This is a genomic window from Streptomyces sp. NPDC048566, assembly GCF_043199735.1.
GTDB lineage: Bacteria > Actinomycetota > Actinomycetes > Streptomycetales > Streptomycetaceae > Streptomyces.
Window position 1 is genome coordinate 32,512 of record NZ_JBICWL010000022.1, and the last position, 26,934, is coordinate 59,445.

General features: G+C 73.9%; 19 protein-coding genes and 1 pseudogene. 11 read left to right on the forward strand and 9 right to left on the reverse strand.

Going from position 1 to position 26,934, the window contains the following annotated elements:
- Nucleotides 1–464: 464 nt before the first annotated feature.
- Nucleotides 465–1,046 (reverse strand): annotated as a pseudogene (locus ACGFS9_RS26100) (Uma2 family endonuclease).
- Nucleotides 1,047–1,447: 401 nt separating this feature from the next.
- Here ACGFS9_RS26100 and ACGFS9_RS26105 point away from each other — a divergent pair.
- Complete coding sequence (locus tag ACGFS9_RS26105) at nucleotides 1,448–3,628, forward strand: DEAD/DEAH box helicase (protein WP_393256629.1); 2,181 nt, start codon at nucleotides 1,448–1,450, stop codon at nucleotides 3,626–3,628.
- A gap of 246 nt (nucleotides 3,629–3,874) precedes the next feature.
- On the opposite strand, the gene ACGFS9_RS26110 is transcribed toward ACGFS9_RS26105, so the two are convergent.
- Nucleotides 3,875–6,088 carry a hypothetical protein gene (locus tag ACGFS9_RS26110; protein WP_393256630.1) on the reverse strand — a complete coding sequence of 738 codons (2,214 nt, stop codon included), beginning with the start codon at nucleotides 6,086–6,088 and terminating at the stop codon, nucleotides 3,875–3,877.
- Between the two features lie 341 nt (nucleotides 6,089–6,429).
- Complete coding sequence (locus ACGFS9_RS26115) at nucleotides 6,430–7,320, reverse strand: potassium channel family protein (RefSeq protein ID WP_393256632.1); 891 nt, start codon at nucleotides 7,318–7,320, stop codon at nucleotides 6,430–6,432.
- A gap of 48 nt (nucleotides 7,321–7,368) precedes the next feature.
- Between ACGFS9_RS26115 and ACGFS9_RS26120 the strand changes: the two genes are divergently transcribed.
- Together ACGFS9_RS26120 and ACGFS9_RS26125 are read left to right on the forward strand one after the other, a co-directional pair.
- Nucleotides 7,369–7,980 carry a helix-turn-helix domain-containing protein gene (locus ACGFS9_RS26120; RefSeq protein WP_393256682.1) on the forward strand — a complete coding sequence of 204 codons (612 nt, stop codon included), beginning with the start codon at nucleotides 7,369–7,371 and terminating at the stop codon, nucleotides 7,978–7,980.
- Nucleotides 7,981–8,240: 260 nt separating this feature from the next.
- Entirely contained in the window at nucleotides 8,241–9,254 is a 1,014-nt protein-coding gene (locus tag ACGFS9_RS26125; protein ID WP_393256633.1) for a methyltransferase, read from the forward strand.
- A gap of 31 nt (nucleotides 9,255–9,285) precedes the next feature.
- Here the strand turns inward: ACGFS9_RS26125 and ACGFS9_RS26130 are convergent, their stop codons facing one another.
- A complete protein-coding gene (locus ACGFS9_RS26130; RefSeq protein ID WP_393256634.1) occupies nucleotides 9,286–9,546 on the reverse strand; it encodes a hypothetical protein in 261 nt (86 codons plus the stop codon).
- Between the two features lie 312 nt (nucleotides 9,547–9,858).
- Nucleotides 9,859–10,965, reverse strand: a complete 1,107-nt coding sequence (locus ACGFS9_RS26135) for a threonine synthase (protein ID WP_393256635.1) — start codon at nucleotides 10,963–10,965, stop codon at nucleotides 9,859–9,861.
- 317 nt (nucleotides 10,966–11,282) lie between these two features.
- Between ACGFS9_RS26135 and ACGFS9_RS26140 the strand changes: the two genes are divergently transcribed.
- The 7 genes from ACGFS9_RS26140 to ACGFS9_RS26170 all read left to right on the forward strand — a co-directional run bounded on the left by ACGFS9_RS26140 (nucleotide 11,283) and on the right by ACGFS9_RS26170 (nucleotide 20,127).
- Nucleotides 11,283–12,593: a DUF4190 domain-containing protein gene (locus tag ACGFS9_RS26140; RefSeq protein ID WP_393256636.1), complete on the forward strand. Its 1,311-nt coding sequence runs from the start codon at nucleotides 11,283–11,285 to the stop codon at nucleotides 12,591–12,593.
- A gap of 148 nt (nucleotides 12,594–12,741) precedes the next feature.
- A complete protein-coding gene (locus tag ACGFS9_RS26145; RefSeq protein WP_393256637.1) occupies nucleotides 12,742–13,494 on the forward strand; it encodes a GntR family transcriptional regulator in 753 nt (250 codons plus the stop codon).
- 469 nt (nucleotides 13,495–13,963) lie between these two features.
- Nucleotides 13,964–14,146 carry an SPOR domain-containing protein gene (locus ACGFS9_RS26150; protein WP_393256638.1) on the forward strand — a complete coding sequence of 61 codons (183 nt, stop codon included), beginning with the start codon at nucleotides 13,964–13,966 and terminating at the stop codon, nucleotides 14,144–14,146.
- 45 nt (nucleotides 14,147–14,191) lie between these two features.
- Nucleotides 14,192–14,623, forward strand: a complete 432-nt coding sequence (locus tag ACGFS9_RS26155; protein ID WP_393256639.1) for a (deoxy)nucleoside triphosphate pyrophosphohydrolase — start codon at nucleotides 14,192–14,194, stop codon at nucleotides 14,621–14,623.
- Between the two features lie 161 nt (nucleotides 14,624–14,784).
- Nucleotides 14,785–15,216, forward strand: a complete 432-nt coding sequence (locus ACGFS9_RS26160; RefSeq protein ID WP_393256640.1) for an ATP-binding protein — start codon at nucleotides 14,785–14,787, stop codon at nucleotides 15,214–15,216.
- 335 nt (nucleotides 15,217–15,551) lie between these two features.
- Nucleotides 15,552–18,242 carry a SpoIIE family protein phosphatase gene (locus tag ACGFS9_RS26165; protein WP_393256641.1) on the forward strand — a complete coding sequence of 897 codons (2,691 nt, stop codon included), beginning with the start codon at nucleotides 15,552–15,554 and terminating at the stop codon, nucleotides 18,240–18,242.
- Nucleotides 18,243–18,966: 724 nt separating this feature from the next.
- Nucleotides 18,967–20,127, forward strand: coding sequence for a hypothetical protein (locus ACGFS9_RS26170; RefSeq protein WP_393256642.1), 1,161 nt, complete (start codon nucleotides 18,967–18,969; stop codon nucleotides 20,125–20,127).
- A 61-nt stretch (nucleotides 20,128–20,188) separates the two neighbouring features.
- On the opposite strand, the gene ACGFS9_RS26175 is transcribed toward ACGFS9_RS26170, so the two are convergent.
- From ACGFS9_RS26175 to ACGFS9_RS26190, 4 genes are read right to left on the reverse strand one after another with little or no spacing between them, the layout of a single operon-like run.
- A complete protein-coding gene (locus tag ACGFS9_RS26175) occupies nucleotides 20,189–20,959 on the reverse strand; it encodes a succinate dehydrogenase/fumarate reductase iron-sulfur subunit (protein ID WP_393256643.1) in 771 nt (256 codons plus the stop codon).
- Complete coding sequence (locus ACGFS9_RS26180; protein ID WP_393256644.1) at nucleotides 20,956–22,899, reverse strand: fumarate reductase/succinate dehydrogenase flavoprotein subunit; 1,944 nt, start codon at nucleotides 22,897–22,899, stop codon at nucleotides 20,956–20,958. Before ACGFS9_RS26180 ends, ACGFS9_RS26175 begins: the two co-directional genes overlap by 4 nt.
- Nucleotides 22,900–22,917: 18 nt before the next feature.
- The gene (locus ACGFS9_RS26185; RefSeq protein ID WP_393256645.1) at nucleotides 22,918–23,739 is read right to left on the reverse strand and encodes a hypothetical protein; all 822 of its coding nucleotides are present in this window, start codon (nucleotides 23,737–23,739) and stop codon (nucleotides 22,918–22,920) included.
- A gap of 46 nt (nucleotides 23,740–23,785) precedes the next feature.
- Entirely contained in the window at nucleotides 23,786–24,100 is a 315-nt protein-coding gene (locus ACGFS9_RS26190; RefSeq protein ID WP_393256646.1) for a hypothetical protein, read from the reverse strand.
- A gap of 434 nt (nucleotides 24,101–24,534) precedes the next feature.
- On the opposite strand from ACGFS9_RS26190, the gene ACGFS9_RS26195 reads away from it, so the two are divergent.
- Entirely contained in the window at nucleotides 24,535–26,820 is a 2,286-nt protein-coding gene (locus tag ACGFS9_RS26195) for an ABC transporter family substrate-binding protein (RefSeq protein ID WP_393256683.1), read from the forward strand.
- Nucleotides 26,821–26,934 lie beyond the last annotated feature (114 nt).

Below are 26,934 nucleotides of genomic sequence, written 5' to 3' on the forward strand. Positions count from 1 at the left end.
CGCAGCATGCCCGATTCGTTGCTCGCTCCGCTGCCCGTGGCCAGCTGACGGAAACGGACCCCGTCGTCCTCCCGGAAGCGGATCGGCCAGATCTCGTACGAGCCGGGCGTGGCGCCCGGCACGAGGCTCCGCAGCAGGAGTCGCTCACCTGCGCAATCTCCTTGCAGGCCCCGCCGGTCTGCCATGGATTTCTCACCGCGGCACACCCGGCCAGTCCGCAGCCAGTCCGCAGGACACCCGTAAACGACCGTCGGGAGCCAACGCATACCAACCTCGAAGTCCCAGGTCAGAGCCCTGGACGAGGCTCCGCCGCAGGTCAGGATCAGTCCGCAGACATTCCGCTTCAATGTGTAGCGATCTCGCTACTGCATGTTAATGGCTCGTCAAAATTGCAGGCCAGAAGGGGTCGGACTCCGGCGAGTCCGACCCCTTCCGCGTTCCCGTGCTGACTTGGTGCCGACTACTCAGTGGCTGCGTGGCGGTGTGAGCTTGTCGAGGTCCAGGCTGATCTCGAAGGGCACCGGGCGCTGGAGGGCGCCCCGGAAGATGCCGGCAGGCGCGTAGAAGCCGGTCGGTTCGTCGAGTTCGTAGACGTGGACGACGGGTGCGCCACCCTCGTCCTCGATGCACCAGTAGTGCGGGATGCCGGCCTCCGCGTACTTGCGGAGTTTGACCGTGCGATCGCGATGGGCGGACTCGGGTGACACGGCCTCCACGACGAGCTCCACGTCCTCCGGGGCGTACCAGGTCCGGTCCGGATCGTAGGGCAGCTCCGTCAGCAAGAGGTCCGGCTCGGGACGGTTGCGGGCGTCGAGGCGGATCGTCATGTCCCGCTCGACCTCGAATCCGGCCGGCGCCTGCGCCATGAGCGTGGTGGTCAGGGCGGTGACGAGACGGCCATGTCAGGACCGCTGGGGCGACATCATGAAGACGAGGGCTCCGTCGATCAGCTCGGTGTGGCGGGGTGCCTCGGGGAGGCGGTCGAGGTCCTCCGCGAACCAGCCTTCCGCGCGCGGCGGGCGCATCCAGTCGGGCAGTGCGGTCATGAGCCAACTCTAGTGATTGCGGCCGTCAAGAGGGACGCTGTGCCGCTGATCCATCATCGGCGCAGGCATACCGTTCGTCGCGGCTCCCGTGCTGGAATGCGCCTGTATGTCCGCAGGCCAGAGCCGTGTGGTGAGGTTCCCGCTGCACCGTGTGCCGGGTGACCTGGCGCCAGTCGAAGCCGTCCTTTCCCGTACGAACACATCCCGCCTGAAGCGGGTGCCTTCCGGGCCGAGAGTCGTCCCGATCGGTGGCGAGGAGGCGAGGGCGGCCTCGGAGGTGCTGGTGAACGCCGGGTTGCGCGGACACACGTGCGCGATCGATGCGGCGCCCGGGGCGCTCGTCGAGGCCCGGGTGCGGGCGGTGGGAGGATGCCCGGAGGGCCGGAGAGCGGGGGGGAAGCGTGGGGCGTGGAGAGCGGGACGCGGTCGCGAGGGGAACGCGGCTGCACAAGGCGGCGCGGGCCGTGGTCGGCGACCACGGAAGGGCCGTGGAGGCGGTACGGGCGGCACTGAGGCCGATCCACGACGCGGCGGTGAAGCAGGAGCTCGACGCCATTCCCGTCACCCGGCTCCAGGACGTCACCGAGGGCCGGCTGCGGCTGGGGAGCGTCGAGAGGAGCGGACTGCGCACCCTGGGCAGTGTCCTCGAAGCGGGCCCCTACCGGCTGCGGCAGATTCCCGGTGTCGGGCAGCTCACCGCCGACCAGTTGCTCGCCGCCGCCCGCAGGCTCTCCGACGCCGTGCACGAGACGGTGGCCGTCCACATCGACGTGGACCGGCCGGAACCGCGCACCACCGCGCTCATCAGCGCCCTGCACGTCCTGGTGGAGGCCGGTCCGGACGCCCGGCGTGCGGTGGACAAGGCCACCGTCCTGGCGGAACGCCTCGGCCCGCTGCTGGCCGACGCCGGGCCGGCCGCCGGAAGGGTCCGGATGCTGCTCGCCGGCCGGGAGAGGAAGGCGCGCGCGGAGGCGGCCGTCGTCGAGATCCGGGCCCTGGTGGACGAGGCGGAGCGGGGCGCCCTGCCGGAACTGCTCGCCCAGGCGTCGGTGGACCTGCTCCGCGGGACCTCGTCCGACGTCGCGGCCTGGGTGGACTTCGAGCTCCGCTCCGCCGAGTACTACAGCCTGCTCGCCGAGATCTCCGGGCGGCCGACGGACGCGGCTGCCGGAGAGGGCTTTCTGTCGGACGAGATCGCGGAGCGGGTACGGACCCAGGATCTCGACGACACGCACCGGCGGGTCTCCCTGCGCGGCTACCAGGCGTTCGGCGCGCGGTTCGCGCTCGCCCAGCGCAAGGTGATACTCGGCGACGAGATGGGCCTCGGGAAGACCATCCAGGCCATCGCCGTCCTGGCCCACCTGGCCGCCGAGGGGCAGAGCCACTTCATGGTCGTCTGCCCGGCGAGCGTCATCGTGAACTGGACGCGGGAGATCGAGGCCCGCAGCGCCCTGCGCGTCATGGTGCTCCACGGCCCGGACCGGCACGACGCGTTCGCCGACTGGAAGGGCCGGGGCGGGGTCGGGGTGACCACGTTCGACGCGCTGCGCGGATTCCCGGTGCCGGGCGGTGGGGAGGTCGGACTCCTCGTCGTCGACGAAGCGCACGCCGTGAAGAACCCGAAGGCCAAGCGGTCTCAGTCGGTCGCCCAGTGGACGCAGCGGTGTGAGCGCAGCCTCTTCATGACCGGAACCCCGATGGAGAACCGGGTCGCGGAGTTCCGCAACCTGGTCCGGATGCTCGACGACGGCGTCGCGGCGGACCTCGGTGGGCACGACGCGCTGGTCGGGTCGGTCGCCTTCCGCAAGGCCGTGGCCCCCGTCTACCTGCGGCGCAACCAGGAGGACGTGCTCACGGAACTCCCGAGCCTCCAGCACACCGACGAGTGGGAGGAGTTGAGCGCCTCGGACGAGGAGGCGTACCGCGAGGCCGTGCGCACGGGCAACTTCATGGCGATGCGCAGGGCCGCGTACATGCGCCCCGAGAAGTCGGCCAAGCTGGACCGGCTGCGGGAGATCGTTCAGGAGGCCGGCGAGAACGGGCAGAAGACGGTGGTCTTCTCCAACTTCAAGGACGTCCTGGGCGTGGTGAAGGAGGTCCTCGCGGCCGGAACCTCCGGGGCCACTCCGTTGTTCGGTCCGCTGTCCGGCGCCGTCCCGGCCCAGCGTCGCCAGGACATCGTCGACGACTTCGCCGGTGTCCGGGGCCCGGCGGTGTTCCTGGGGCAGATCCAGGCAGCGGGCGTCGGCCTCAACCTGCAGGCCGCCTCCGTCGTCGTCCTCTGCGAACCCCAGATCAAGCCGACCATCGAACATCAGGCGGTGGCCCGGGCCCACCGCATGGGCCAGGTCAGGCCGGTGCGCGTGCACCGTCTCCTCGCCACCGGAGGGGTGGACGAACGCATGGTGAGGATGCTGGAGGCCAAGACGCGCCTGTTCGACGTCTACGCCCGCCGCAGCGCCGTGGCCGAAGCGACCCCGGACGCGGTCGACGTGTCGGACAGCGAGCTGGCACGGCGCATCGTCGAGGAGGAACAGGCACGTCTGGGGATGGCGGCGGAGCGGCCCGCGTCGTCCCGGTGAGCGTGCCCGGGGGTGCCCTGTGGCCCGCGGCCGGTCCGCGGGACCGCCGTGCACGGTCGTCGAGGGCGATCGTGTGCCGGCGGCAGTCCCGGTCCGGAGCGCACGTGGGGCTCGGCCGCGGACCGGGATCGGGCGCCGGGCGCGTGCAGCGGCGTCCGGGCGGGCCGGCTCGCACCCGTCCTTACGGGCATCGTCCTGCGGGCCGGCCGGCCTCCGCCGGCGGACGCCGTGCGGTCCGGCGCCCGCTCACCGGGCCGTCAGTATCCGGGTGCCGGCCGACTTGGCCTGGACCCGCTCGGCGTTGAGCGCCTCCACGGCGCCGTGGGCGTCGCCGAGGGTCGCGTAGTCGACCGCGACGAAGTTGACCGGGCTGCCGCGTTCCCGCTCGCAGCGGTGGGCGCGTTCCAGCACCGTGGAAAAGGAGTTGACGGAGCCCGCGTACAGGCGCCGGCCGCCGGTGTCGGTGACGAAGTGGTTGAGCAGGAACAGCCGCTTGCCGGTGCCGCCGCGGTTCGGGGCGCAGGTCATGTCGGCGGGGGAGCGGACGGCGAACGGCGTCTCCATGCCGTACCGGTAGAAGTTCCGGTACCACGGGGCCGGGCCGTCGGCCCGCTGGGCGAAGACGACCAGCCGCCGGCCGCTGTCGATCATGTCCCCGAGCCGGGGCCAGGGCCGTGCCGGGTCGGGGTCGGGGGAGTACAGCAGGTCGGCGAGTCCGGCCTGTTCGAAGGCGGCGGCCGTCTCCTGCGGGGTGATCGCGTCCTGGACGATCAGGGTCACGATCTCCGTGGGGTGCGTGTGCAGCCAGTCCCCGAGCCGGCGGAGCGTGTCGACCAGTTCGAGCGCGCCGGCACCGCACACGGAGTGGCACAGCCACGAGCCCGGGCGGTGGGGATCGACCCGCCGCAGCACCCGGGTGAGCTGGGCGCGCAGCTCGGGGGAGAACTCGGAGGTGTTCAGGCGGCCCGTGATCTCCGCGGGCCGCTCCCAGTGGTGGGTGTCGACGAGCAGCGTGCGGACGCCGGCGTTGAGCTGGCCGACGAGGTCGGGGTCCTGGACGGGGCTGATGAAGCGGTTCGCCGTGGTGGCCATCGCGTTGTGCGCGGCGAGCTGGGCCAGTTGGTCGTAGCGGAGGTCGCACCACCGGGAGTCGCCCTGGCAGATGCGGGGTGCGGAGCCGGTCATCGCGACCGGGGCCAGCGCCGTACTGACGAGCGCGGTGGCGGTGACGACGGAGGCGAGGGCCAGACCGTGCCGCGGGGTGACCGGGACGCGGAGGGCCGGCCGGGTCTGCCAGGCCCAGCCGACGGTGACCAGCAGCGCTCCGGCGACCAGCTGGATGAGGGTGACGACCGTCGCGGTGGCCAGCACCCGGTGGACCGCGGTCGTCTGGAGGTCGTCGAGGAGGCGGGTCGCGGTCGGCGGCCAGGAGGACGGCGGCCGGTACGGGGTGTCGCCGACGGCGAGGTGGGCCAGGGCGGTCAGCGACGCGGTCGCCGCGGCGGCGGCCGCCAGTGTCCAGCCCATCGGGACGAGCCGGCGCGCGGTGGGCGGCGGCGCGGCCGACCACAGCAGCATGAGCGCCAGGACCGCGAGGACGGCGGCGGTCGGCTCCACCGCCTCCTGGAACAGGCGGGTGGCGGAGCGCACCTGCCGGGCCTGCTCCCGCACGTCCTGCGTGGGCGCCAGATCGGTGCTGATCACCCAGGTGCGGCCGCCCGCGCTGCGCATCAGTTCCGTGGCGGCGGCCTCCACCCGGTCCGAGACCGCGACCGGCATGACGGCGGCCAGCGCCGAGGCCGGGTCCCCGCCGTCCAGCGCGGCCTCGACGACGGGCCGCAGGGTGGGGCGCTCGCCGGCGGGCACCAGCCGCAGCAGCACCGTCGTGACGGCCACCGTCTGCCGGTGGGTGAGGGCGGGCGTCGGCAGCCCGGCGAGCGGGCTCCGGCCGTCGGCGAGTTCCCGCGCGACCGTGGTCACCCGGTGGCCGAACTCCTCGAAGTCGGGTTCGGGACGCTGCTGGAGGGACGCGACGGCATCGGCGAAGTAGACCTGGCCGAGGCGGGAGATGTTGGCCACGACCGGGGAGAGGTCCACCGTGAGCCGCAGCCGGTCGCGCCGTCCCTCCAGGTACGCGATCAGCGCCGCGATCTGCTGGTCCCCCATGGCCCGCAGCGTCTCCGGCGGGATGACGAGCTTGAGGTTCGCGGTGACGGTGGACGCGGGCACCGGCAGCCTGCCCAGCAGGTCGCGGACGACCGGGGCGGTCTGCGGGCCCACCAGGACCTCGTCGTAGGTCCGCTGGTAGGCGTGCTCCTCGTCGAGCACCCGGTCGTAGAAACCGGTGTCGAGCACGGTGCTGCGGACCACGGCGGCCGCCGCCAGCACGGTCAGGCTCAGCACGGCCACGGCCCGGACCAGCGTCCGGGCCCAGAGCGAGCGGCGCAGATGAGCTTCCATGCCCTCGTGAGCCTCCCCGGCGGCGTGCGGCCAGTGTGTCCCGTCCCCGGCGTGCGCGCCGCGCGGGGCGGCGGGGCCGCGCCGCCGGCCGGGGCGGTCACCGCTCGCGCGACCCGCGCGGCTCCGGCAGCGGCGGATTCCGCGGACGGCGCCGGCAGGGCACCGCTCCCCGGACGGACCGGCTCCGCGGGCGTCGGACGGATGGTCCTCGCCTACCCGGGGGAGCGCGGCAAAAACGGGGCGGGCCGGGCGGGGCCGCACCCGGCTGCGGGCTGCGCCGGCTCTCCGGCGCGGGCCCGTCCGACCTCGGCGCCGTGCGGGGCGGGCCGGGCGGCACCCGGCTACGGCAGGCGGTCGTTCTCCGGCGCGGCGCGGGGGCCGGCCTCGGCGCCGTGCGGGGCGTCCCCCGCGGGAGGGGGCGCGGCCGGGCCGGGCGAGGGGGCCGCACCGACGGTCTGCCGGTCGCCGTCGGCGGGAGCGGGGACGCGGGGCACGGTGGCGCGCTGGTCGCGCAGTTCGTCGCGGAGCCGGCGCACCTCCTCGGTGAGCGCCGAGATCTCGCTGTTCGTCTGGGCCTCCCCGGCGCGGAGTTCCGAGAACCGGTCCATGAACCAGGAGGCGAGGGTCGCCGTGACGAGACCCGCGAGGGCGATGCCGCCCACCATCAGCGCGATGGCGATGAGGCGGCCCTGCGTCGTCGTCGGGTAGAGGTCGCCGTATCCGACGGTGGTGACCGTGGTCACCGACCACCACAGGGCGTCGCCGAACGTGGTGATCGAGGCGTCCGGGTTGCGCCGCTCCACGTCGAGGATCGTCAGGCTGGAGAGGAACAGCAGCAGGGCCGTGCAGGCGGCCACGTAGGTGCCCAGCCGCAGCCGGACCCGGCCCAGGGTGGAGGCGTTGCGGCGCACCACCATGAACACGATGGTCACCAGCCGCAGCGGGCGCAGCGGGGGCAGGACGAGGGTCGCCAGGTCGAAGAGGCGCACCTTGACGAACTGCCACCGGCGGTCGGCCATGGCGAAGCGCAGCAGGAACTCGGCGGCCAGTAGCGCCCAGACGGCGAAGGTGACGTCCGCGGCGGCGGCGCGCCAGGCGTGGGGGAGACCGGGATCGAGGATCGGCACCGCGTAGGCGGCCAGGTAGACGGCCGCCAGGGCGATGAGCCAGCCGCCGGTGCGCTGCTCCCAGCGCTGGAGCCGGCGGTTCGCGGGGGCGGAGAGGGCAGACATGGCACGCCATTGTGGCATCGCGTCCCGGCCGTGCTCGACGGGCATACGATGCTGCGCATGACGCAAGCCGAACGGGCCGACGACGAGCTGGACAGCCTGGTGCGCAAACGCATCCGGGCGCTGCGGGTGGCGCAGGGCTGGTCGCTGGAGGAGCTGGCCTCCCGTGCCCGGATCAGCCAGTCCACGCTCAGCCGGATCGAGAACGGCCGGCGGCGCCTGGCGCTGGACAGCCTGGTGACGCTCGCCCGCGCGCTGGACACCACGCTGGACCAGCTGGTCGAGACGGCCTCCGACGACGTGGTCGTCGGCCCGGTGATCGACAAGGCGCGCGGCCAGATGCGCTGGCCCGTCAGGAGCGACCCCGGCATGAGCGTCGTACGGCAGCGCGTGACCGCGCCGCCGCCGGACGATCCTGCCGCGATGCGGGCCCATCCGGGACGGGAGTGGCTCGTGGTCCTGTCCGGTACGGCGGTCCTGCTGCTCGGGAACCGGCGCTTGCGTGTGGAGACCCACCAGGCCGCCGAGTTCCCCACCATGCTGCCGCACGCCATCGGTGCCGAGGGCGGTCCCTGCGAGATCCTCGGGATCTTCGACCGCGACGCACGCCGGGGCCACCAGCGCCCCGGCGGCGAACGGAGGGCCGACGTTCCCGGGGCGTGACGGCGGAGGCTCCCGGTCCCGGGCGTGAGGGCGGGGGCCCTCCTCCTCGTGTGCGCCGGTCCCGGCTCCGTCGTGGGAGTGGGGCGCGCCGACCCGGGGGGCGGGCGTGCCGCGCGGCGGCGCGGGTGGAGGAAGGGGCGGCGGGCCTCGCCCGGTCGGGAGCGGCCGTCTCTTGCGCGAGCGGCCTCCGCGGCGGCCTCCGTGTTGCGTATCTCGCAAGAGTTCGTGCCATGAGCGCATGGCCGTCCTAGCGTGGAGGCATGGCTCACGCACACTCCAGGCAGAAACCCGACACGACCGCGGACGCGACGACGCACCCGGAACGCGACCGGAGACAGGACCCGCAACCGGGCGACGGTCACGCCGAAGCCGGACATACGGCCGGCGCCCGCCCGGCCCGAGCGGACCACCCGGCCCACCCGGACGCCACCGGCCGGCCGGGACGCGCTCCCGCCGGCGACCACGTCCACGCGCAGGCGGAGATCCTCGACCTCGACGCGGAGGTCCTCGCCGAGCACCTCGCCGCCGTCACCGGGTGGCTGCCGGTCGAGACGCCCCCGCGCCGGATCGTGGATCTGGGCTGCGGAACGGGCGCGGGCACCTTCGTCCTCCTCGACCGCTTCCCCGAGGCGTACGTGACCGCCGTCGACTCCTCCGCCGCCCACCTCCAGCGGCTGCGGGAGAAGGCGTGCGCCCGGGGTGTGGACCGGCGGGTGCGCACGGTGCACGCCGACCTCGACGACCCCGTGTGGCCCGACCTCGGCACCCCCGACCTGGTGTGGGCGTCCGCTTCGATGCACCACATGGCCGATCCGCAGCGGGCACTGCGCACGGTGCGGGACGTCCTGGCCCCCGGCGGGCTGTTCGCCGTACTGGAACTGGCCGGCTTCCCCCGCTTCCTGCCCGCCGACGCCCCCGAGGAGGCGCCCGGGCTGGAGGACCGCTGCCACGCCGCGAGCGAGCGCCATCACGCCGAGCACGTGCCCCACCGGGGCGCCGACTGGGGGGCGAAACTGGCCGCCGCGGGATTCGACGTCGCGGCCGAACGCACGCTCACCGTACGGATCGACGGAGCGCGCGACGCGAGGGTCGGCGCCTACGCACTCGGCAGCCTGCGGCGGCTGCGCGCCACCGTGGACGGCGCGCTCCCCGCCGGCGACCTCGCCGCCCTGGACCGGCTGCTCGACGCCGACGGCCCGCACGTCGTCCAGCGCCGCGACGATCTGGCGGTACGCACCGAGCGCACCCTGTGGACCGCGCGTCCCGGCACCTGAGCTGCGTGCTTCCGGACGGCCGGGCGGCTGTTCAGGCCGCGGGCGTCCAGTCGGCGGGATCGGCGGTGCTCGCGTTCCGGTCGCGCACCTGCCGGCGCTTCTCGTCGGCCCGTGCGAGGGCCCACGCGAGAGCCGTGAGCGGGAACGCGGCCCACACGACGAGGAGCGCGGTGTGCTGCCCGCGGGCGCCGAGCACCGAGAGGGCGGCCGTGGCGGACATGGCGAGGGCGAGGTGGCCGCACAGGAGGCGGCCGAGGCGGCGGGTGATGGCGGTGGCGGCGGTGGTGGTCACCGTGGACTCCTGGCGGTCGGACCGGGCGGGGGAGCGGTCGTGCGAGGGCCGCCGGACAGGAGTGGGGGCGTCGTCGTGCCGGCGCTGAAGCGTGGGATGCGATCAGGATGCCCTCGCCGCCCGCGAAAGACGGCTCCGTGGTGCAGCCATTCGTGAAAACGCCCTGAAGCGGGGCAAGTTACGGCCCGAACCGGAAGGGATCAGGACGGAACGGGATGTTCCGCGTGGCCGGAAACCGCGTGAACACCGCTGCCTCGGCGCGGACATGACGGTGCCGGCCGGCCCCGGGGCGCGCGGCCGGCCGCCGCGCCCTCACGCGTGCGCCATCCCCGTCTTCAGTCCCGCGCCGCACAGCGGGACCACCGCGTCCCGCCCGCCGAGCGCGCCGTCCCGCACGGCCGCCCAGCAGGCCACCCCGGTGGACTCCACGTACAGTCCGCGCCCCGCGAGGTCCGTCTGGGCGTGCCGGATGCGGTCCTCGGACACCGTCAGGAAGGCGCCGCCCGAGGCGCGCACCGCGCGCAGGATCTGGCGGGCCCGGGGCGGGTTCGGGATGGCGATGCCCTCGGCGAACGTGGGCGCCGCCGGTGTGACGCCGACCAGGTCCTCGGCGCCCTCCGACCAGGCGCGGGCGAGCGGGGCGACGGCCGCGGACTGGACGGCGTACAGCGCGGGCCTGCGGTCGATCAGCCCCGCCGCGTGCAGTTCGGCCACCGCGAGCGCGGCGCCGAGCAGCAGGGTGCCGTTGCCGACCGGCACCACCAGCGCCTCGGGCAGACGCCCGCCGAGGTCCTCCCACAGTTCGTGGACGTACGTCTTCGTGCCGTGCAGGAAGTACGGGTTGAACACGTGCGAGGCGTAGAACACGCCCTCCTCGTCGGCGGCCTCGCGCGCGGCCCGCGCGGTCGCCTCGCGGTCGCCGTCGACCACCCGGAGCCGTGCGCCGTGCGCCGTGATCTGCTCCAGCTTCTTCGGCGACGTGCCCCGCGGGACCAACACGGTGCACGGCAGCCCGGCCCGGGCGCAGTACGCGGCGACCGCGGTGCCCGCGTTGCCGCTGCTGTCCGCGATCACCTGCCGGGGCTCCAGCCGCCGCGCCAGTTCGGCCAGCATGACCGCCCCGCGGTCCTTGAACGACAGCGTCGGCATCAGGAAGTCGAGCTTGGCCGACACCCCCTCGCGCAGCGCGACCAGCGGCGTCCGGCCCTCGCCGAGGCTCACGGCGGGCCCCGCGAGCGGCAGGCACTCCGCGTACCGCCACAGCGAGTTCACCCGGCCGGTGAGCGAGGAGAGGGGGGCCGGGGTCGGGGCGAAGTCCAGGTCGAGCGGCCCGCGGCACACCGGGCAGCACCAGGCGAGCGAACCGGAGGGGACGCGGGTGCCGTCCGTCGGGCAGAAGCAGTCCGGCAGTGCAGTCATAGGCGCAGGTTAGACAGGTCCGGAGGGTGGCGGGGCGTCATCGGCCGCCGGAGTCCCGCCCGCGCCGCACCCGCCCGGGCGGGTGCGCCCGGCCCTCCCCGCCGCTGTCGTGGCGCCGCCGGGCCGGCAGCCCCGCGGCTTCCGCCCGCGTCGCCCGGTCGACGTCTCCGGCCCGCCCCGACGCTCCCGCGGGCGCCGTCTCCGGCCGTAGGCCCGCCCTCCCCGACCTCCCGGTGCGCGCCGCCTCTACGATGCGCGCAGCCATCCGGCAGCCGTACGCAGGTTCCACCGCGCGTGGACGAGGAGCAAGGGAAGTCGTGTCCATACCCCCACCGCCCGGACCGCAGCAACCAGAGGATCGGCAGCCGCCGCGGCAGACGCCGCCGGGTGCCCAGGGAGCCCCGGGGGCCCACCCGCCCCCGGGGTGGCACGGGCCGTACCCCGACGGTCCGTACGCCCGGGCGCCGTACCCCCAAGGCCCCTCCTCCCAGGTCCCCTACAGCCAGCAGCCGCCGGGGACCCCGTATCCGACGTGGGGTCAGGGGTACTCCCCGTACAACCGGCCCGCGCCGGTCAACGGGCTCGCGATCGCCTCGCTCGTCCTCGGTGTGCTCTGCTTCCTGCCCGGCGTCGGGCTGGTGCTCGGGATCGTGGCGCTCGTCCAGATCGGCCGGCGCGGGGAGCGAGGCAAGGGCCTGGCGGTCGGCGGGATCGTGATGTCGTCGATCGGCGCCCTGCTGACCGCGCTCCTGTTCGCCACCGGGGGAGCGGACGACTTCTGGGACGGCTTCACCGAGGGAGCGGCGGGAACCGCCTTCTCCCTCGACAAGGGGGTGTGCTTCGACGCGCCGGGCGGTGCCCTGGAGGGCCTCGCCTTCGACGTCGACGAGGTCCCCTGCTCCGGGCGGCACGACGCGGAGGTGTTCGCCACGGTCGCCGTCGCCGGAGCCTCCTTCCCCGGTGACGCCGCGGTCGCCGACGAGGCCGACGACCGGTGCTACGCGCTCATGGACGGCTACGCCATGGACACCTGGGCCGTTCCCGACGACGTCGACGTGTACTACTTCACCCCGACGCGGCAGAGCTGGCGCACCGGCGACCGCGAGATCACCTGCATGTTCGGGAACACCGACGAGCACGGCACGCTCACCGGCTCGCTGCGCACGGACGCGAGCACGCTCGACGGCGACCAGTTCGCCTACCTGAAGGCCGCACGGCTGCTCAACACGGCGATGCGGTCGGCGCCCGAGGAGGAGTACGTCGAGGACGACCTGCCGGGCCACAGGCAATGGGCGGACCGCGTCTCCGGGGCCATCGCCGAGCAGACCGGGCAGCTGCGCCGGCACACCTTCGGCCCGGCGTCCGCCGACCGCGTCCACGGCCTGCTGGGGAACCTCGACCGCTCGCGCGCGCAGTGGGAGCGGGCCGCGCAGGCGCGCGACGCGGACACCTTCTACGCGCACTACGCGAAGGCCGTGCACCTCATCGACCCCGCGACCACGGTCACCACCCGCGAGGCTCTGGGCCTGGCCACCACCCCGCCGGCGGACGCCGGCCGCGGCCCCGGCGGCGACGGAGGCGACGGAGGTGACGGGGGAGGCGGAGCCGGCGGCGGCATGGAGGTGTGACGGCATCCATAGCGGGGAGAAAGTGCCTGCGTAAAGCCTCTGTGCGGCTAACGTCATCACATCGAGTGATTCTCTGGCCTTTGCTTGCACGGCACAACCCACGGTTGCCACGCTGTTGCTGTCTGTACAACCTGATGGGAGCGGCTAAGTGACTTTCGGTGAGCAGCCGGCCTACCTGCGTGTCGCGGGAGATCTCCGCAAGAAGATCGTCGACGGTTCGCTGCCCCCGCACACCCGCCTCCCGTCCCAGGCCAGGATCCGCGAGGAGTACGGGGTGTCGGACACCGTCGCCCTGGAGGCGCGCAAGGTCCTGATGGCCGAGGGGCTGGTCGAGGGCCGCTCAGGCTCCGGCACCTACGTGCGCGAGCGCCCGGTGCCGCGCCGGGTGGCCCGCTCGGGATACCGGCCGGACAGCGGCGCGACCCCGTTCCGCCAGGAGCAGGCCGACGGGACGGCGCGCGGCACCTGGGAATCGCGCAGCCGCCAGGTCGAGGCCGGCGGCGCGATCGCCGAGCGGCTGGCCATCTCGCCCGGTGACCGTGTGATGTGCACGAACTACGTCTACCGGGACGGCGGCGAGGCCATGATGCTCTCCACCTCCTGGGAGCCGCTCGCGGTCACGGGGCGCACGCCGGTGATGCTCCCCGAGGAGGGCCCGCTCGGCGGGATGGGCGTGGTCGAGCGGATGGCCGCCATCGACGTGATCGTGGACAACGTCACCGAGGAGGTCGGTGCGCGCCCCGGCCTCGCCGAGGAACTGCTCGCGCTGGGCGGTGTGCCCGGCCATGTCGTGGTCGTGATCCAGCGGACCTTCTACGCCTCGGGCCGCCCCGTCGAGACGGCGGACGTCGTGGTCCCCGCCGACCGGTACCGCGTCGCGTACCACCTGCCGGTGAAGTGAGCGGCGTGCCCCGGCCGGTGGACGGCGGGGCGCGCACCACCCGCCGGTGGCGCGCGACGCGCGTCCCGGCCGCCGCCCGCGGGGCGTAGCGCCGGCCGCGCGCGAGGGGGGCGCCTCCCGGCGGGGCCGCCGCACGGGCGGGCGACCGTGTGCTCCCGCGTCCGGCCCGTGCGCTCCCGCGCCGCGGCCAACCGATCCCGCCCTAAGCCCGGTTGGAATCTGGCCTTTCTCAACTCCCGCCCGCCGTGCGGACTTCGCCCTGTTCGCGAGCGCGCGAGGGCCGGCCGAGGGCGTGTTCGACGGCGTGCGCCCCCCGGTTCGGGGTCCCCCCTTGGCTGGTTGCGTACCTCTTTGTGAAAAGGCGTATTCGCTCCGTGAAGGTAAGGCGTAGGGTCGGGCATATGCGGAGTGCGGTTTCGTCAGAGGGCGGGGCAGGACGGGGGCCCGGGGCGGGAAGTGGAGGGGCTGGATGAACGACGGCACGATCACTCTTTCCTGGCTCGTCATACGGCAGGACGACAACGGCAATCGCTACCGCGTCGGCAGGTACGCGACCCGCGCCGAGGCCCAGAAGATCGCGGACAGCCTCGACGCGCGCGGCCACAAGCAGCTCTACTGGGTCGAGCGGATCGGGCAGAACGGCAGCCGTTGACGCGTGTCGTCCGGGTCCGCCTCGCGCTCCCGTAGGCTCCGGCGCATGACGGAACGGATCGTGGTGGTCGGCGCCGCCCTGGTGCACGACGGGCGCCTGCTCGCCGCCCGCCGCAGCGCACCCCCCGAACTCGCCGGGCGCTGGGAGCTGCCGGGCGGGAAGATCGAGCCGGGGGAGACCCCCGAGCAGGCCCTCGTGCGGGAGTTGCGGGAGGAACTCGGTGTGGCGGCGGAGCCGCTGGGGCGCGTCCCGGGCGAGTGGCCGCTGAAGCCGGGGTACGTCCTCGTGGTCTGCGCGGCCCGGCTGCTGCCCGGTTCCGCCGCCCCGCGCCCGCTGGAGGACCACGACGCGCTGCGCTGGCTCGGCCCCGAGGAGGTCTGGGACGTGGACTGGCTCGATCAGGACGTCCCGGCCGTCCGGGACGCCCTGCCGTGGCTGGACCGCGCGGACGGCCCGGCGGCACCGTCCGGCGCCTGACCCCGCGCCGCGTCCGGGGCCGGAGCCGGTGATCGCCCACGGGGTGCGGCGGAGTGTTCCGCGGTGCGCCCGCGTACGCCGTTCGTCCCACAACGGGCCGTCCGAGGCGATAAACCGACGCCCATATCGGGTAAGTGACAACTAATCCCACGAAACCGGACATGGGTGTGTTCCTCGTCTGGGGAGTGATCGACTTGATCGACACCGAAGGCGACTGCGCCGAGTGGACCTTCCCGGCCGACCCGGGGGCCGTCGCTACCGCCCGCGCCGCAGTCCGGGGGCAGCTGCGCGCGTGGGAGCTGGACTCCGTCGGCGACATCGCGGTGCTGCTGGTCAGCGAACTGGTGACGAACTCCCTGCGCTATGCGACGGGCCCGATCGGCGTGCGGCTGGTGCGGCCCGTGGACGGCCGGCGCGCGCTGCGCGTCGAGGTGTCCGACCCCCTGCCGGACCCGCCGCACGAACGCTCCGCCGCCGCCGAGGACGAGAACGGGCGCGGCCTCCAGCTCGTGGCCGGCACGTGCACGGGCTGGGGCACCCGGCCCGGGTCCGACGGCAAGACGGTCTGGTTCGAGCTGGCGGTGCCGGGGTGAGGTGACCTCCGCGCAGGCCGCCGCCGGCCGCCGGGCCCGCCTCGCCCCGGCCGCTCGGGGCCGGGCCGGGCCGGCCGCGCGGGGGTGTGGACCGCGGGACGGGGTGTGCGCTCGGCGCGCGACTGGTTCAGGCCACTGGCGGGTGTCGGATTCTTTGATTCGAGGGGGCGCCACCTGGTTAGAAGACTGGGAGTATGTCGCGGCCGGTCCAAAAAGCATCGGGACCGTGCTGTGATCGTGAACACCGTGTTGTGCGGTGCCGTAGTGCTGGATACTGCGGGCAGCCGCCCCCGGTGACCGGTGCCGGACGCGGTGAGCTGGAGGGGACGGTTCGCGTGAGCGAGATACCAGCGAAGGCCACGGAGTCGGAGGACCCGTCGGGCCGCGCGAGGGCTGATGCGGCGAGCGATTCCGCGCGCACGGCTCCCGGCGTCGGCGCGGGTCACACCCCGGGCGACGGGGCGGACGGCGCGGCGGCCGGCCCGGCCGGAGGGACGCCGGGCGGGACGCCGGCCGAGACGGCCGGCGACGCGATGTGGCAGACCAGCCCACCCGGCTCCATCTACGACTACATCAAGGTCGCGTCCTTCTCCATAGGCGCCGACGGGCTCGTCGAGCAGTGGAGCCTGCGCGCCGCACAGATCTTCGGCATCCCCGCCGAACGGGCCGTCGGCATCGACCCCATCGAGGCGTTCGTCGCCGCGGACCGCCGCGAGTTCGGCCAGCGCAAGATGGCCGAGATCCTGGACGGCCGCGAGTGGACCGGCGTGGTGCCCCTCCGGACGCCCGCCCCCGAGGGCGCCGGCGAGCCCGTCGAGGGCCTCGCCGAGGTCTACGTGATGCCCACCACGAACGAGGACGGCGAGCGGGCCGCGGTGTGCATCGTCGTCGACGTCCGCACGCTGCGCAGCATCGAGACCGACCTGGCCGCCTCGCAGGCGATATTCGGCCAATCTCCCTTCGGCTTCCTGCTCATCGACACGGACCTGCGGGTCCGGCGGGCCAACCAGCGCTTCGCCTCGATCTTCGGCGGCCACGTCGACGACCATCACGGCAAGGGCGTCCACGACTACCTCCCGCACCCCGAGGCCGAACGCGTCACCGCCGTCCTGCGACGCGTCCTGGAGACCGGCGACTCCATCACGGACATGCACGTCACGGGCTACGTGCCCGGCTCCGAGGAACGCCGCCACTGGTCCGTCAACCTCTACCGCGTCCACAGCGGGAGCGGTCGCCCCATCGGGATCGCCTGGCTCGGCATCGACATCACCTCGCGCCGCGCCGCCGCCCGGGAGGCCGCCGCCGCGCGGCGCAATCTCGCCCTCCTCAACGAGGCGGGTGCCCGGATCGGCAACTCCCTCGACCTGGAGACCACCGCACGCGAACTCCTCGACGTCGTGGTCCCGGGCTTCTGCGACCTCGCGACGGTCGACCTGTACCAGGGACTGCTGGCCGGCGACGAGACCCCGCCGGGCCTCGCGGACGGCAGCGCGGAACTGCGCCGGGTCGCGTTCGCGAGCGCCGTCGCCGACGCTCCGTTCGCCGGCGGGCAGGCCCCCGTCGCCGTCGGCGCGGTCCACCACTACCCCTTCAACTCGCCCTCCGCCGACGCCCTGCGCACCGCCAAGCCGCAGTACGTCCCGGCCGGCGAGAACGGCCTCGTCCAGTCGACGCTCGCCGTCCCGATGGTCGCCCACGACACGGTCGTCGGACTCGCCCGGTTCTCCCGCACCAAGGGCAGCGAGCCGTTCGGCGAACGCGACCGCTCACTCGCCGTGGAACTCGCGGCCCGCGCCGCCGTCTGCATCGACAACGCGCGCCTGTACCGGCGCGAGCACGAACGCGCCCTCATCCTCCAGCGGTCCCTGCTGCCCCCGGGCGACCCCGAGGCGTCCGGCCTCGACATCGCGTGCCGCTACCTGCCGGGCAACGCGGCGACCGAGGTCGGCGGCGACTGGTTCGACGTCATCGAACTCCCCGGCCACCGCACGGCCCTCGTGGTGGGCGACGTGATGGGCCGCGGCCTGCGCGCCGCCGTGGCCATGGGCGAACTCCGCACGGCGGTCCGCACCCTGGCCCTGCTCGACCTCGAACCGGCCGAGGTCCTCTCGGCGCTGGACGAGATCGCCCGCGGGCTCGGCACCCCGGGCGGCGTCCAGCAGGCGACGCGCACGGCCCGCCAGCCCCGCGACGCCGACCTCTCCGAGGTGTACCTCGCCACCTGCGTGTACGCGGTCTACGACTCGGTCACCCGCCGCTGCACCTTCGCCAACGCCGGTCACCTCCCGCCGGTGCTCGTCGAGCCCGGCGAAAGCGCCCTGATGCTCGACGTGCCGCCCGGCATGCCCCTCGGGGTGGGCGGCGAACCGTTCGAGGAGGTGGAGGTCGAACTCCCCGAGGGCGCGCTGCTCGCGCTCTACACGGATGGACTGGTCGAATCGCGCGACCACCCCCTCGACGAGGGACTCCAGGCGTTCGTCGGCGCGCTCACCGATCCGGCCCGCCCGCTGGAGGACGTCTGCGACCACGTGCTCAACACCCTCGACACCCACCACGGCGAGGACGACATCGCCCTGCTGATGGCCCGCGTCCAGGGGCTGCCGGCCGAGTCCGTGGGCGACTGGACGCTGCCGCGCGAGCCGCGCAGCGTGGGCCGGGCCCGCGAGTACGCCCGCACCCAGCTCGTCGCCTGGGACCTGGAGCCCCTCGTCGACACCACGGAACTCCTGGTCAGCGAGCTGGTGACCAACGCGCTGCGCTACGGCGAGGGCGAGATCAGGCTGCGCCTGCTGCTCGACCGGACCCTGGTCTGCGAGGTCTGGGACGCGGGACTCGTCCAGCCGCGCCGCCGCCGCGCCCGGGACACCGACGAAGGCGGGCGCGGCCTCCAGCTCGTCGGGCTGCTCTCCGCGGCCTGGGGCTCGCGGCGCACCCCCCGGGGCAAGACGGTCTGGTTCGAACTCCCGCTGCCCGACGGGGAGACGAGTCTCACCGACCCGGCCGAGGCACTCCTGAGCCTGTTCTGACTCCACGGGATACCGCGCGGCTCGCGGCGGGTTCCGCGCGGCCCGTCCCGTCGGCCTTCCGGCGCCGCTCGGCGGCTCCGCGTGCGGCGGGGCCGCCGGTGGTTCACCGGAGCCCCGCCCGCGCCGGCGAGCACGCCGCCGCGGCACCACCCGGGACGAGGTCACCGGCGGGGCCGATGGCCTGCCGACCTCCTTCGCGACCCGGACCGCCCGAGGCGGGAGCGCCTAAGGTACGAGGGTTGACGGGGACACGGGAGGGACGTGGGGGATGGAACCGGGCCGGGGGAACGCGCCGGACGGACGAGGGGACGCAGCGGTGCCGACCGGGCCCCGGGACACCGGGGACACCCCGGAAACCGACCCGGCGTCGGGCACCCCGGCACCCGAACCGGAGTCGGACACCTCGGCACCTGATCGTGCGCCGCACGCTTCCGCACCCGACGCGGCGTCGGACGCCCGGGTGTCCGGTCCGGTGTCGGGCGCCTCGGCACTTGACCCGGAGTCGGACACCTTGGCACCTGATCCTGCGCCGCACGCTTCCGCACCCGACGCGGCGTCGGACGCCCGGGCTTCCGGCCCGGTGTCGGGTACTTCGGAACCTGACCCGGCGTCGGACATCCCGGCACCTGATCCTGCGCCGCACACCACGGCACCCGACCGGGGGTCGGACACCCCGGAAACCGACCCGGCGTCGGGCACCCCGACACCCGACCCGGTGGGGCGGGTGGCGGCGTCCTCCTCCGCCGAGGGCGGCCCCGCCGCGGAGCACTCGGCGGACCCCGACCGGGGGACGGCGTCAGGGGCTTCCGGGACGGCGCGGGCGGCGCACGCGCGGGCCGCCGGCCGCGGCCGGTTCGCCCGGGCCTGGAGCCACCCGCGCCTGCGGATACCCAAGCGGGTCGCGCTCGGGCTGGCCCTGCTCCTGCTGCTGCCGCCGCTCACCGCGGGCGTCGTCCTGCGGCTGGACTACGCGGGAGATCCGGGGGCGGGCACGCAGACCCGGAACCGGGACGCCCTGTGGCTGGGGCACGCCTGGGTGGACGGCCGGAGGTCGGAGGCGGACGTCGACGCGCTGGCGCGGCGGCTCGACGGCACCGGCGTACGGGACCTGTACGTCCACGCGGGGCCGCTGGAGCACGACGGATCGCTGCCGCACACGGCGTATCCGGCGGCCGGCCGGTTGATCGCGGCCGTCCACGAGCGGCTGCCCGGCGTCCGGGTCCAGGCATGGCTCGGCGACGAACTCGCGACCGAGAAGCCCGACGGCATGCGGCTGGAGCGGGCCGGCACCCGCGAGGCGGTCGTCCGGTCGGCGGGCGAGATCCTGGACGCGGGGTTCGACGGCGTCCACGTCGACCTGGAGCCGGTCCACTCCGGCGACGCCCGCTTCCTCGCGCTCCTGGACCGGCTGCACGCCCTCACCCGCGCCCGGCACGTCCCGCTGTCCGTCGCCTCCCACCAGATCGACCCGCTGCCCGGCCTGCACTCCGCCGCCGGCGCGCTCAGCGGGCACCCCAAGTGGTGGTCCCAGGCGTACTTCGCCCGGGTCGCCCGCCGGGTCGACCAGATCGCCGTGATGTCGTACGACACCGGGATGCCGCTGCGCAGCCTGTACGGCGGTTACGTCGCCCGGCAGACCGCCCTCGCGCTGGAGGCCACCCCGAAGTCGACCGACCTGCTGATGGGGCTTCCCTTCTTCCACGAGAGCAAGGTCGGCCACAGCGCGTACGCCGAGACGGTGGCCGCCGCCGTCCGCGGGACCCGCCTCGGCCTCTCCCGCACGGACCGCACCCGCGCGCGTTTCGGCGTGGCGCTGTACGTCGACTTCGCCGCCACGGAGGAGGACTGGAGGGCCTACCGGCAGGGCTGGGCCGGCACGGGGTGACCCGAGCGCACCGCCGGTTCCCGGCACCCCCGCACCGCCCCCGTCGCGTCCCGCGCCGCCGTCACTCCCGGCGGCGCCCGATCTTCGAGCCGAGCCACACGAGCGGGTCGTACTTGCGGTCGACGGCCCGTTCCTTCAGGGGGATCAGCGCGTTGTCCGTGATCCTGATGCCCTCGGGACAGACCTCGGTGCAGCACTTGGTGATGTTGCAGTAGCCGAGCCCGTGGTCGTCCTGGGCCGTGCGCGCCCGGTCCAGTCCCGCCTCGGCCGCCGCGTCCAGCGGGTGCATGTCCAGCTCCGCCACCCGCATCAGGAACCGGGGCCCGGCGAACGCCGGCTTGTTCTCCTCGTGGTCGCGCACCACATGGCAGGTGTCCTGGCACAGGAAGCACTCGATGCACTTGCGGAACTCCTGGGACCGCTCGACGTCCTGCTGCGTCATCCGGTACTCGCCCGGGCCGGTGCCGGGGGGCGGCACGAAGGCGGGTACCTCCCGCGCCTTCGTGTAGTTGAAGCCCACGTCGGTCACCAGGTCCCGGACCACGGGGAACGCGCGCAGCGGGGTGACGGTGATCGTCTCCTCCCGGGTGAACACCGACATCCGGGTCATGCACATCAGCCGCGGCCGGCCGTTGATCTCCGCCGAGCACGAACCGCACTTGCCCGCCTTGCAGTTCCAGCGCACCGCGAGGTCGGGTGCCTGGGTGGCCTGGAGCCGGTGGACGATGTCGAGGACCACCTCGCCCTCGTTGACCTCGACGGCGAAGTCCACCAGGCCGCCGCCCGCCGTGTCACCGCGCCACACCCGGAAGCTGGCCTCATAGCTGCTCACTCGTAGAGCTCCTCTTCGGCGAGGTACTTGACCAGCTCCTCCTTCTCGAAGAGGGCGAGCAGGTCGGGGCGGACGGGTTCGCTGTTCTCCCGGGTGAGGTCGATCCGGCCCCGCACGGGGTCGGTGGCGGCCGGTTCACCGCTCGGGTCGGCGAGCCGGCACAGCAGGTTGGCCCGGCGCCAGCCGCGTTCCATCGCGGGGTGGTCCTCCCGGGTGTGGCCGCCCCGGGACTCGGTGCGCTCCAGCGCCGCCCGGGCGACGCACTCGCTGACCAGCAGCATGTTGCGCAGGTCGAGGGCGAGGTGCCAGCCCGGGTTGAACTGCCGGTGCCCCTCGACACCGGCCCGGCGGGCCCGGACCCGCAGCTCGGCGAGCTTCTCCAGGGCCTGCTCCATCTCGGGCGCGCGCCGGATGATGCCGACCAGGTCGTTCATCGTCTGCTGGAGTTCCTGGTGCAGGGTGTAGGGGTTCTCCGGAGGGCGGCCGGTGGGCTCGCCGGGTTGGGGGCCCTCGGCGGAGAAGGGCCGCAGCGCCTCCGCCGCGGCCGAGGCGACCTGCGCCTCGTCCACGGCCGGCCGGTCGTCTCCGTGGTCGGCCGCGTGCGCGGCGGCGTGCAGCCCGGCCCGCCGCCCGAACACCAGCAGGTCGGACAGGGAGTTGCCGCCCAGCCGGTTGGAGCCGTGCATGCCGCCCGCGACCTCGCCGGCCGCGAACAGCCCGGATACCTCGCGGGCCGCGGCGGTGTCCGAGTCGACGGCGATGCCGCCCATCACGTAGTGGCAGGTGGGCCCGACCTCCATCGCCTCGGCGGTGATGTCGACGTCGGCCAGTTCCTTGAACTGGTGGTACATCGAGGGCAGTCGGCGCCGGATGACCTCGGCGGGCATCCGCGTCGACACGTCGAGGAAGACTCCGCCGTGCGGCGATCCGCGGCCCGCCTTGACCTCGGCGTTGATGGCGCGGGCGACCTCGTCGCGGGGGAGCAGTTCCGGGGGGCGCCGGTTGTGGTCGGGGTCCTCGTACCAGCGGTCGCCCTCCTCCTCGGACTCCGCGTACTTCTCCTTGAAGACGTCGGGGACGTAGTCGAACATGAACCGCCTGCCGTCGGAGTTGCGCAGCACGCCGCCGTCGCCGCGGACCGACTCGGTGACCAGGATGCCCTTCACCGACGGAGGCCAGACCATGCCGGTGGGGTGGAACTGCACGAACTCCATGTTGAGCAGCGGCGCTCCGGCCAGCAGGGCGAGGGCGTGCCCGTCGCCGGTGTACTCCCACGAGTTGGACGTCACCTTGAACGACTTGCCGATGCCGCCGGTGGCGATCACCACCGAGGGCGCCTCCAGGACGAAGAAGCGGCCGGTCTCCCGCTCGTAGGCGAAGGCCCCCGCGACGCGTTCGCCGTCCTTCAGGACCCGTGTGACGGTGCACTCCTGATAGACCTTCAGCCGGGACTCGTAGTCGCCGGTCTCCTCCATGTCCTGCTGCTGGAGGGCCACGATCCTCTGCTGGAGCGTGCGGATCAGTTCGAGTCCGGTGCGGTCGCCGACGTGTGCGAGCCGCGGGTACTCGTGGCCGCCGAAGTTGCGCTGCGAGATCCGCCCGTCCGCGGTGCGGTCGAAGAGGGCTCCCCAGGTCTCCAGTTCCCAGACCCGGTCCGGTGCCTCCCGGGCGTGGAGTTCGGCCATCCGCCACTGGTTGAGGAACTTGCCGCCGCGCAGGGTGTCGCGGAAGTGGACCTGCCAGGTGTCGCCGGAGTTCACGTTGCCCATGGCGGCGGCGATGCCGCCCTCGGCCATCACCGTGTGGGCCTTGCCGAACAGCGACTTGCAGATCACCGCCGTACGGGCGCCGCGCTCCCGGGCCTCGATGGCTGCTCGCAGACCGGCGCCACCGGCACCGACCACGACGACGTCCCACTCCTGCCGGTCGACCACGGACATCAGGGGTCCTCACCCAATCTAGAAGAAGCGCGGATCGTCGAAGGCGCCGGACGCGAGCAGGTAGACGTAGAAGTCGGCGACCGCCACGCTGATCAGGGAGGCCCAGGCCAGCAGCATGTGACGGGCGTTCAGCCGGCCCACCCAACTCCACATCCGGTAGCGCACGGGATGCCGGGAGAAGTGCTTCAGCCTCCCGCCGACGATGTGCCGGCAGGAGTGGCAGGACAGGGTGTACGCCCAGATCAGCGCGATGTTGACCAGGAAGACCAGCGTGCCGAGCCCCATGTGGCCCCAGGCGTGGTGCTCGTCGCGGAAGGCGAGCACGGTGTCGTACGTGAGGATGCCGGCGACGACGAGCGCCGCGTAGAAGAAGTACCGGTGGACGTTCTGCAGGATCAGCGGGAAGCGGGTCTCTCCGGTGTACGTCCGGTGCGGCTCGGGGACCGCGCAGGCCGGTGGGCTCGCCCAGAAGCCCCGGTAGTAGGCCTTGCGGTAGTAGTAGCAGGTCAGCCGGAAGCCCAGCGGGAAGACCAGGATGAGGATCGCGGGGGAGATGCCCCACCAGCTTCCGAACAGGTCCGCGTTCGGCCCGGCGTCCATGCTCCGGCACCGCTCGGCCAGGCAGGGCGAGTAGAACGGCGAGACGTACGGCGCCGCGTAGTAGTGCGCGTCCGAGAAGGCCCGCCAGGTCGAGTACACGACGAAGGCCAGCAATCCGGCGGCGGTGACGGCGGGCGCCAGCCACCACCGGTCGGTCCGCAGGTGCGGGGCGGTGATCGCGGCGCGCGTGCCGGTGCGCACACCGCCGCCGTTCGGATGGGGTTCCGTACCAGTGGCCAACGTCGCACTCCGGTCGGGTTCGGGGGGATGCCCGTGTCGAGGGCGCTCAGTGGGTGGGACCGTGGTGCGAGCCGAGCCCCTCGTCGTCGGAGTCGGTCCACAGCGAGCTGTCGTAGGGGGTGTCGGGGATCGCCACCAGGTCGGGCCGCGGCGCGGACCCCGGGCCCGGGGGGCCGGGCGCGGCGGGTGGCCCGGTGTTCGCCTCGCGCAGCAGCGCGACGCTCTCGCGCAGGTGGTCGGCGTCGGCGCGGACGCGGCGCATCTCCAGTCCGGTGCCGATGTGCTGTTCCAGGCGGCGTACCGACCGCTGCAGATCGTCGAGGCAGCGCTGGACCGATGTCAGGTCGTCGTGCACGGACATGACTTGCCCTCACTTCCGTGGGCCTCGCGGCCCCAGGCGGCAACGTTCATGCGCCTGCGAGTGTTGCGCGTCACACACACCCGTGTGAAGGCGTGTGCACGGATTGACCGCTCGGACGGTGCGCATCGCGCCGCTCGCGCCGCGACACTCCCCCCGGCGCGCGTAGAGACCCCGCACGCCCCACTCGTACTCCGCGCGCCCGGCTCTCCGGGGTGCCGGACCGGTGCTCCGCGGGACGGGCGTTCCCCGGGGTCGCGTCGCCGGCGTTGCGCCGCACGGGTGGGGTTCCGTGCCGCTGTCGCCGTGTCGCCCGCCCTTCCCGCCCGAGGCGGCCTTCAGTGGGCGCATAGATCTGATCAGCAATAAATAAGCCCAATCGTGATCAGAAGCGCCACATGCCCCAGACAGCGGAGCGTCCCCCGGAGGTTGCAGTGATGTCCCACGACGGCGTCGGACTGCGCGCGGTGATGCGCTCGGCCGCATTCCTCACCGCGGGCGCGCTCGCGGTACCCGCCCTCTCCGCGTGCAGCGCGGACGAGGAGGCGAACCGGCCGGCGGCCGCGCAGGACATCGCCCCCGCGTCCCGGGCCCGGGTCTCCGACGGCGGCACCCTGCGCTGGGCGGTGGACGCGGTACCGCAGACGCTGAACACCTTCCAGGCGGACGCGGACGCCGCCACCAGCCGGGTCGCGGGCGCCGTCCTGCCGTCGATGTACCGGATCGACGCGAACGGCCGCCCGCAGATCAACCCCGACTACCTGGAGTCGGCCAAGGTCGTCGACACCGAGCCCAAGCAGGTCGTGCTCTACAAGCTCAACCAGCAGGCCGTCTGGAGCGACGGGCGCGAGATCGGCGCCGCCGACTTCGCCGCCCAGTGGCGTGCCCTGTCCGGCAAGGACTCGGCCTACTGGACGGCCCGCAACGCGGGCTACGACCGCATCGAGAAGATCGAGCGGGGCAAGAACGACCTGGAGGTCCGCGTCACGTTCGCGCGGCCCTACGCCGACTGGAAGTCGCTGTTCTCGCCGCTGTACCCGAAGAGCGTCATGGGCACCGCGGACTCCTTCAACGACGGCGCCCGCCGCAAGCTCAAGATCTCCGCCGGGCCCTTCGCGGTGAAGAAGGTCGACGTCAAGGGCGGCGAGGTGCGGCTCACCCGCAACCCGCGCTGGTGGGGCAGCCCCACCAAGCTGTCCGAGATCGACCTGGTCGCCGTCGCCCGGGACGAGCGGGCCGCCGCGCTCGCCGCCGGCAAGCTCGACATGGCCGAGGTCGACCCCGCGGACGCCGAGCGCATCACCGCCGCCCACGGCCGGTCCGGGCCCCAGGGCAGCGCCTCGGCCACGGGCTCGGCGCAGGCCACGCCGGGCGGCGGGAAGGCCGGCAAGGGCGGGAAGGGCGACTCCGGTGGGAAGGCGGGCGGAGGCGAGGACTACGGGGACGGGGACGACGCCAAGAGCGGCAGCGAGGAGTCCTCGGACGGCGAGGAGAAGGACACCACCGGCGCCGGCGGCGGCACGGCGAAGGCGGCGGAGCGGCAGGCGGCCCTGAGCGCGTTCGAGGTGCGCAGGTCCCTCGAACCCGCCTACACCCAGCTCGCCCTGAACGGCTCCGAGGGCCCCCTGGCCGACGAGCGGGTCCGCCGCGCCGTGGCCCGCGCACTGGACCGCAAGGAGCTGGCCAAGACGGTCCTCAAGCCCCTCGGCCTGCCCGCGGAGCCGGTCGGCAGCCACCTCGCGCTCGCGGGCCAGGACGCCTACGCCGACAGCAGCGGCGCGCTCGGCGACCAGGACACCGCCGAGGCGCGGGCCCTGCTCGCGGACGCCGGCTGGGTGCCCGGCGGGCCGGTCACCGAGCAGAAGAAGACGGAGAAGGCGGCCGGCTCCAAGGGAAAGAAGGCCGACACGGACGACAGCTCGGGCGACGACGGCACGTACATCGTCGGCGAGGACAACAAGCCCGCCGAGGCCGAGCGGGAGCTGCACCGGGACCCCCGGGACCACACGAGCGCCCACGAACGGACCGGCGCGCAGTCGGGCATCCAGGCCGACGAGCAGCAGGCCGGCAAGCAGTACGCCCGGCAGGGCGGCGCCCCCGGGGCGTACGCGCCCAAGGGCACGGCCGCCCCCGCGGGCGCCGCGTCCGGCGCGCTCGCCAAGGACGGCAAGGCGCTGACCCTCCGCTTCGTCCTGCCCTCCGGACAGGGGTCGGAGTCGCTGCGCGCCGTCGCCGACAAGATCGCGCAGATGCTCCAGCGCATCGGCATCCGCACGGACATCACGAAGGTCTCGGACGCGAGCTACTTCAAGGACCACATCGCCTCGGGCCAGTACGACCTGGCGCTCTACTCCTGGCCCGGGTCCGCCTTCCCGGCCACCGACGCCCGCCCGATCTACGCCAAGCCCGTCCCGGCGGCCGACGGGTCGCTGAGCGTGGAGCAGAACTACACGCGGGTCGGCACCGACCGGGTCGACCAGCTGTTCGACCAGGCACTGTCCACCCTGGACGAGGGCGAGGAGCGCTCGCTGGTCCGCAAGGCCGACGCCCGCATCTGGGCCGCGGCCGGTTCCATCCCCCTCTACCAGCGCCCCCAGCTGACCGCCGTGCGCCGCACTCTCGCCAACGCCGGAGCCTTCGGTTTCCAGACCCCGGTGTACGAGGACATGGGCTTCCTGAAGAAGGGCGGGCAGCCCGGTCCGAGCGCGTCGAAGACGGGATGACCTGCGGCTGAACCGCGCGGGTCCGCCGGGTGGCGGGCCCGCGCGGTGCCGTCCCCCGTGGCCCTGCGGAGGTTGCCTCCGCCAGGGCCACGTACCATGGGGTAAGGCCGTGGC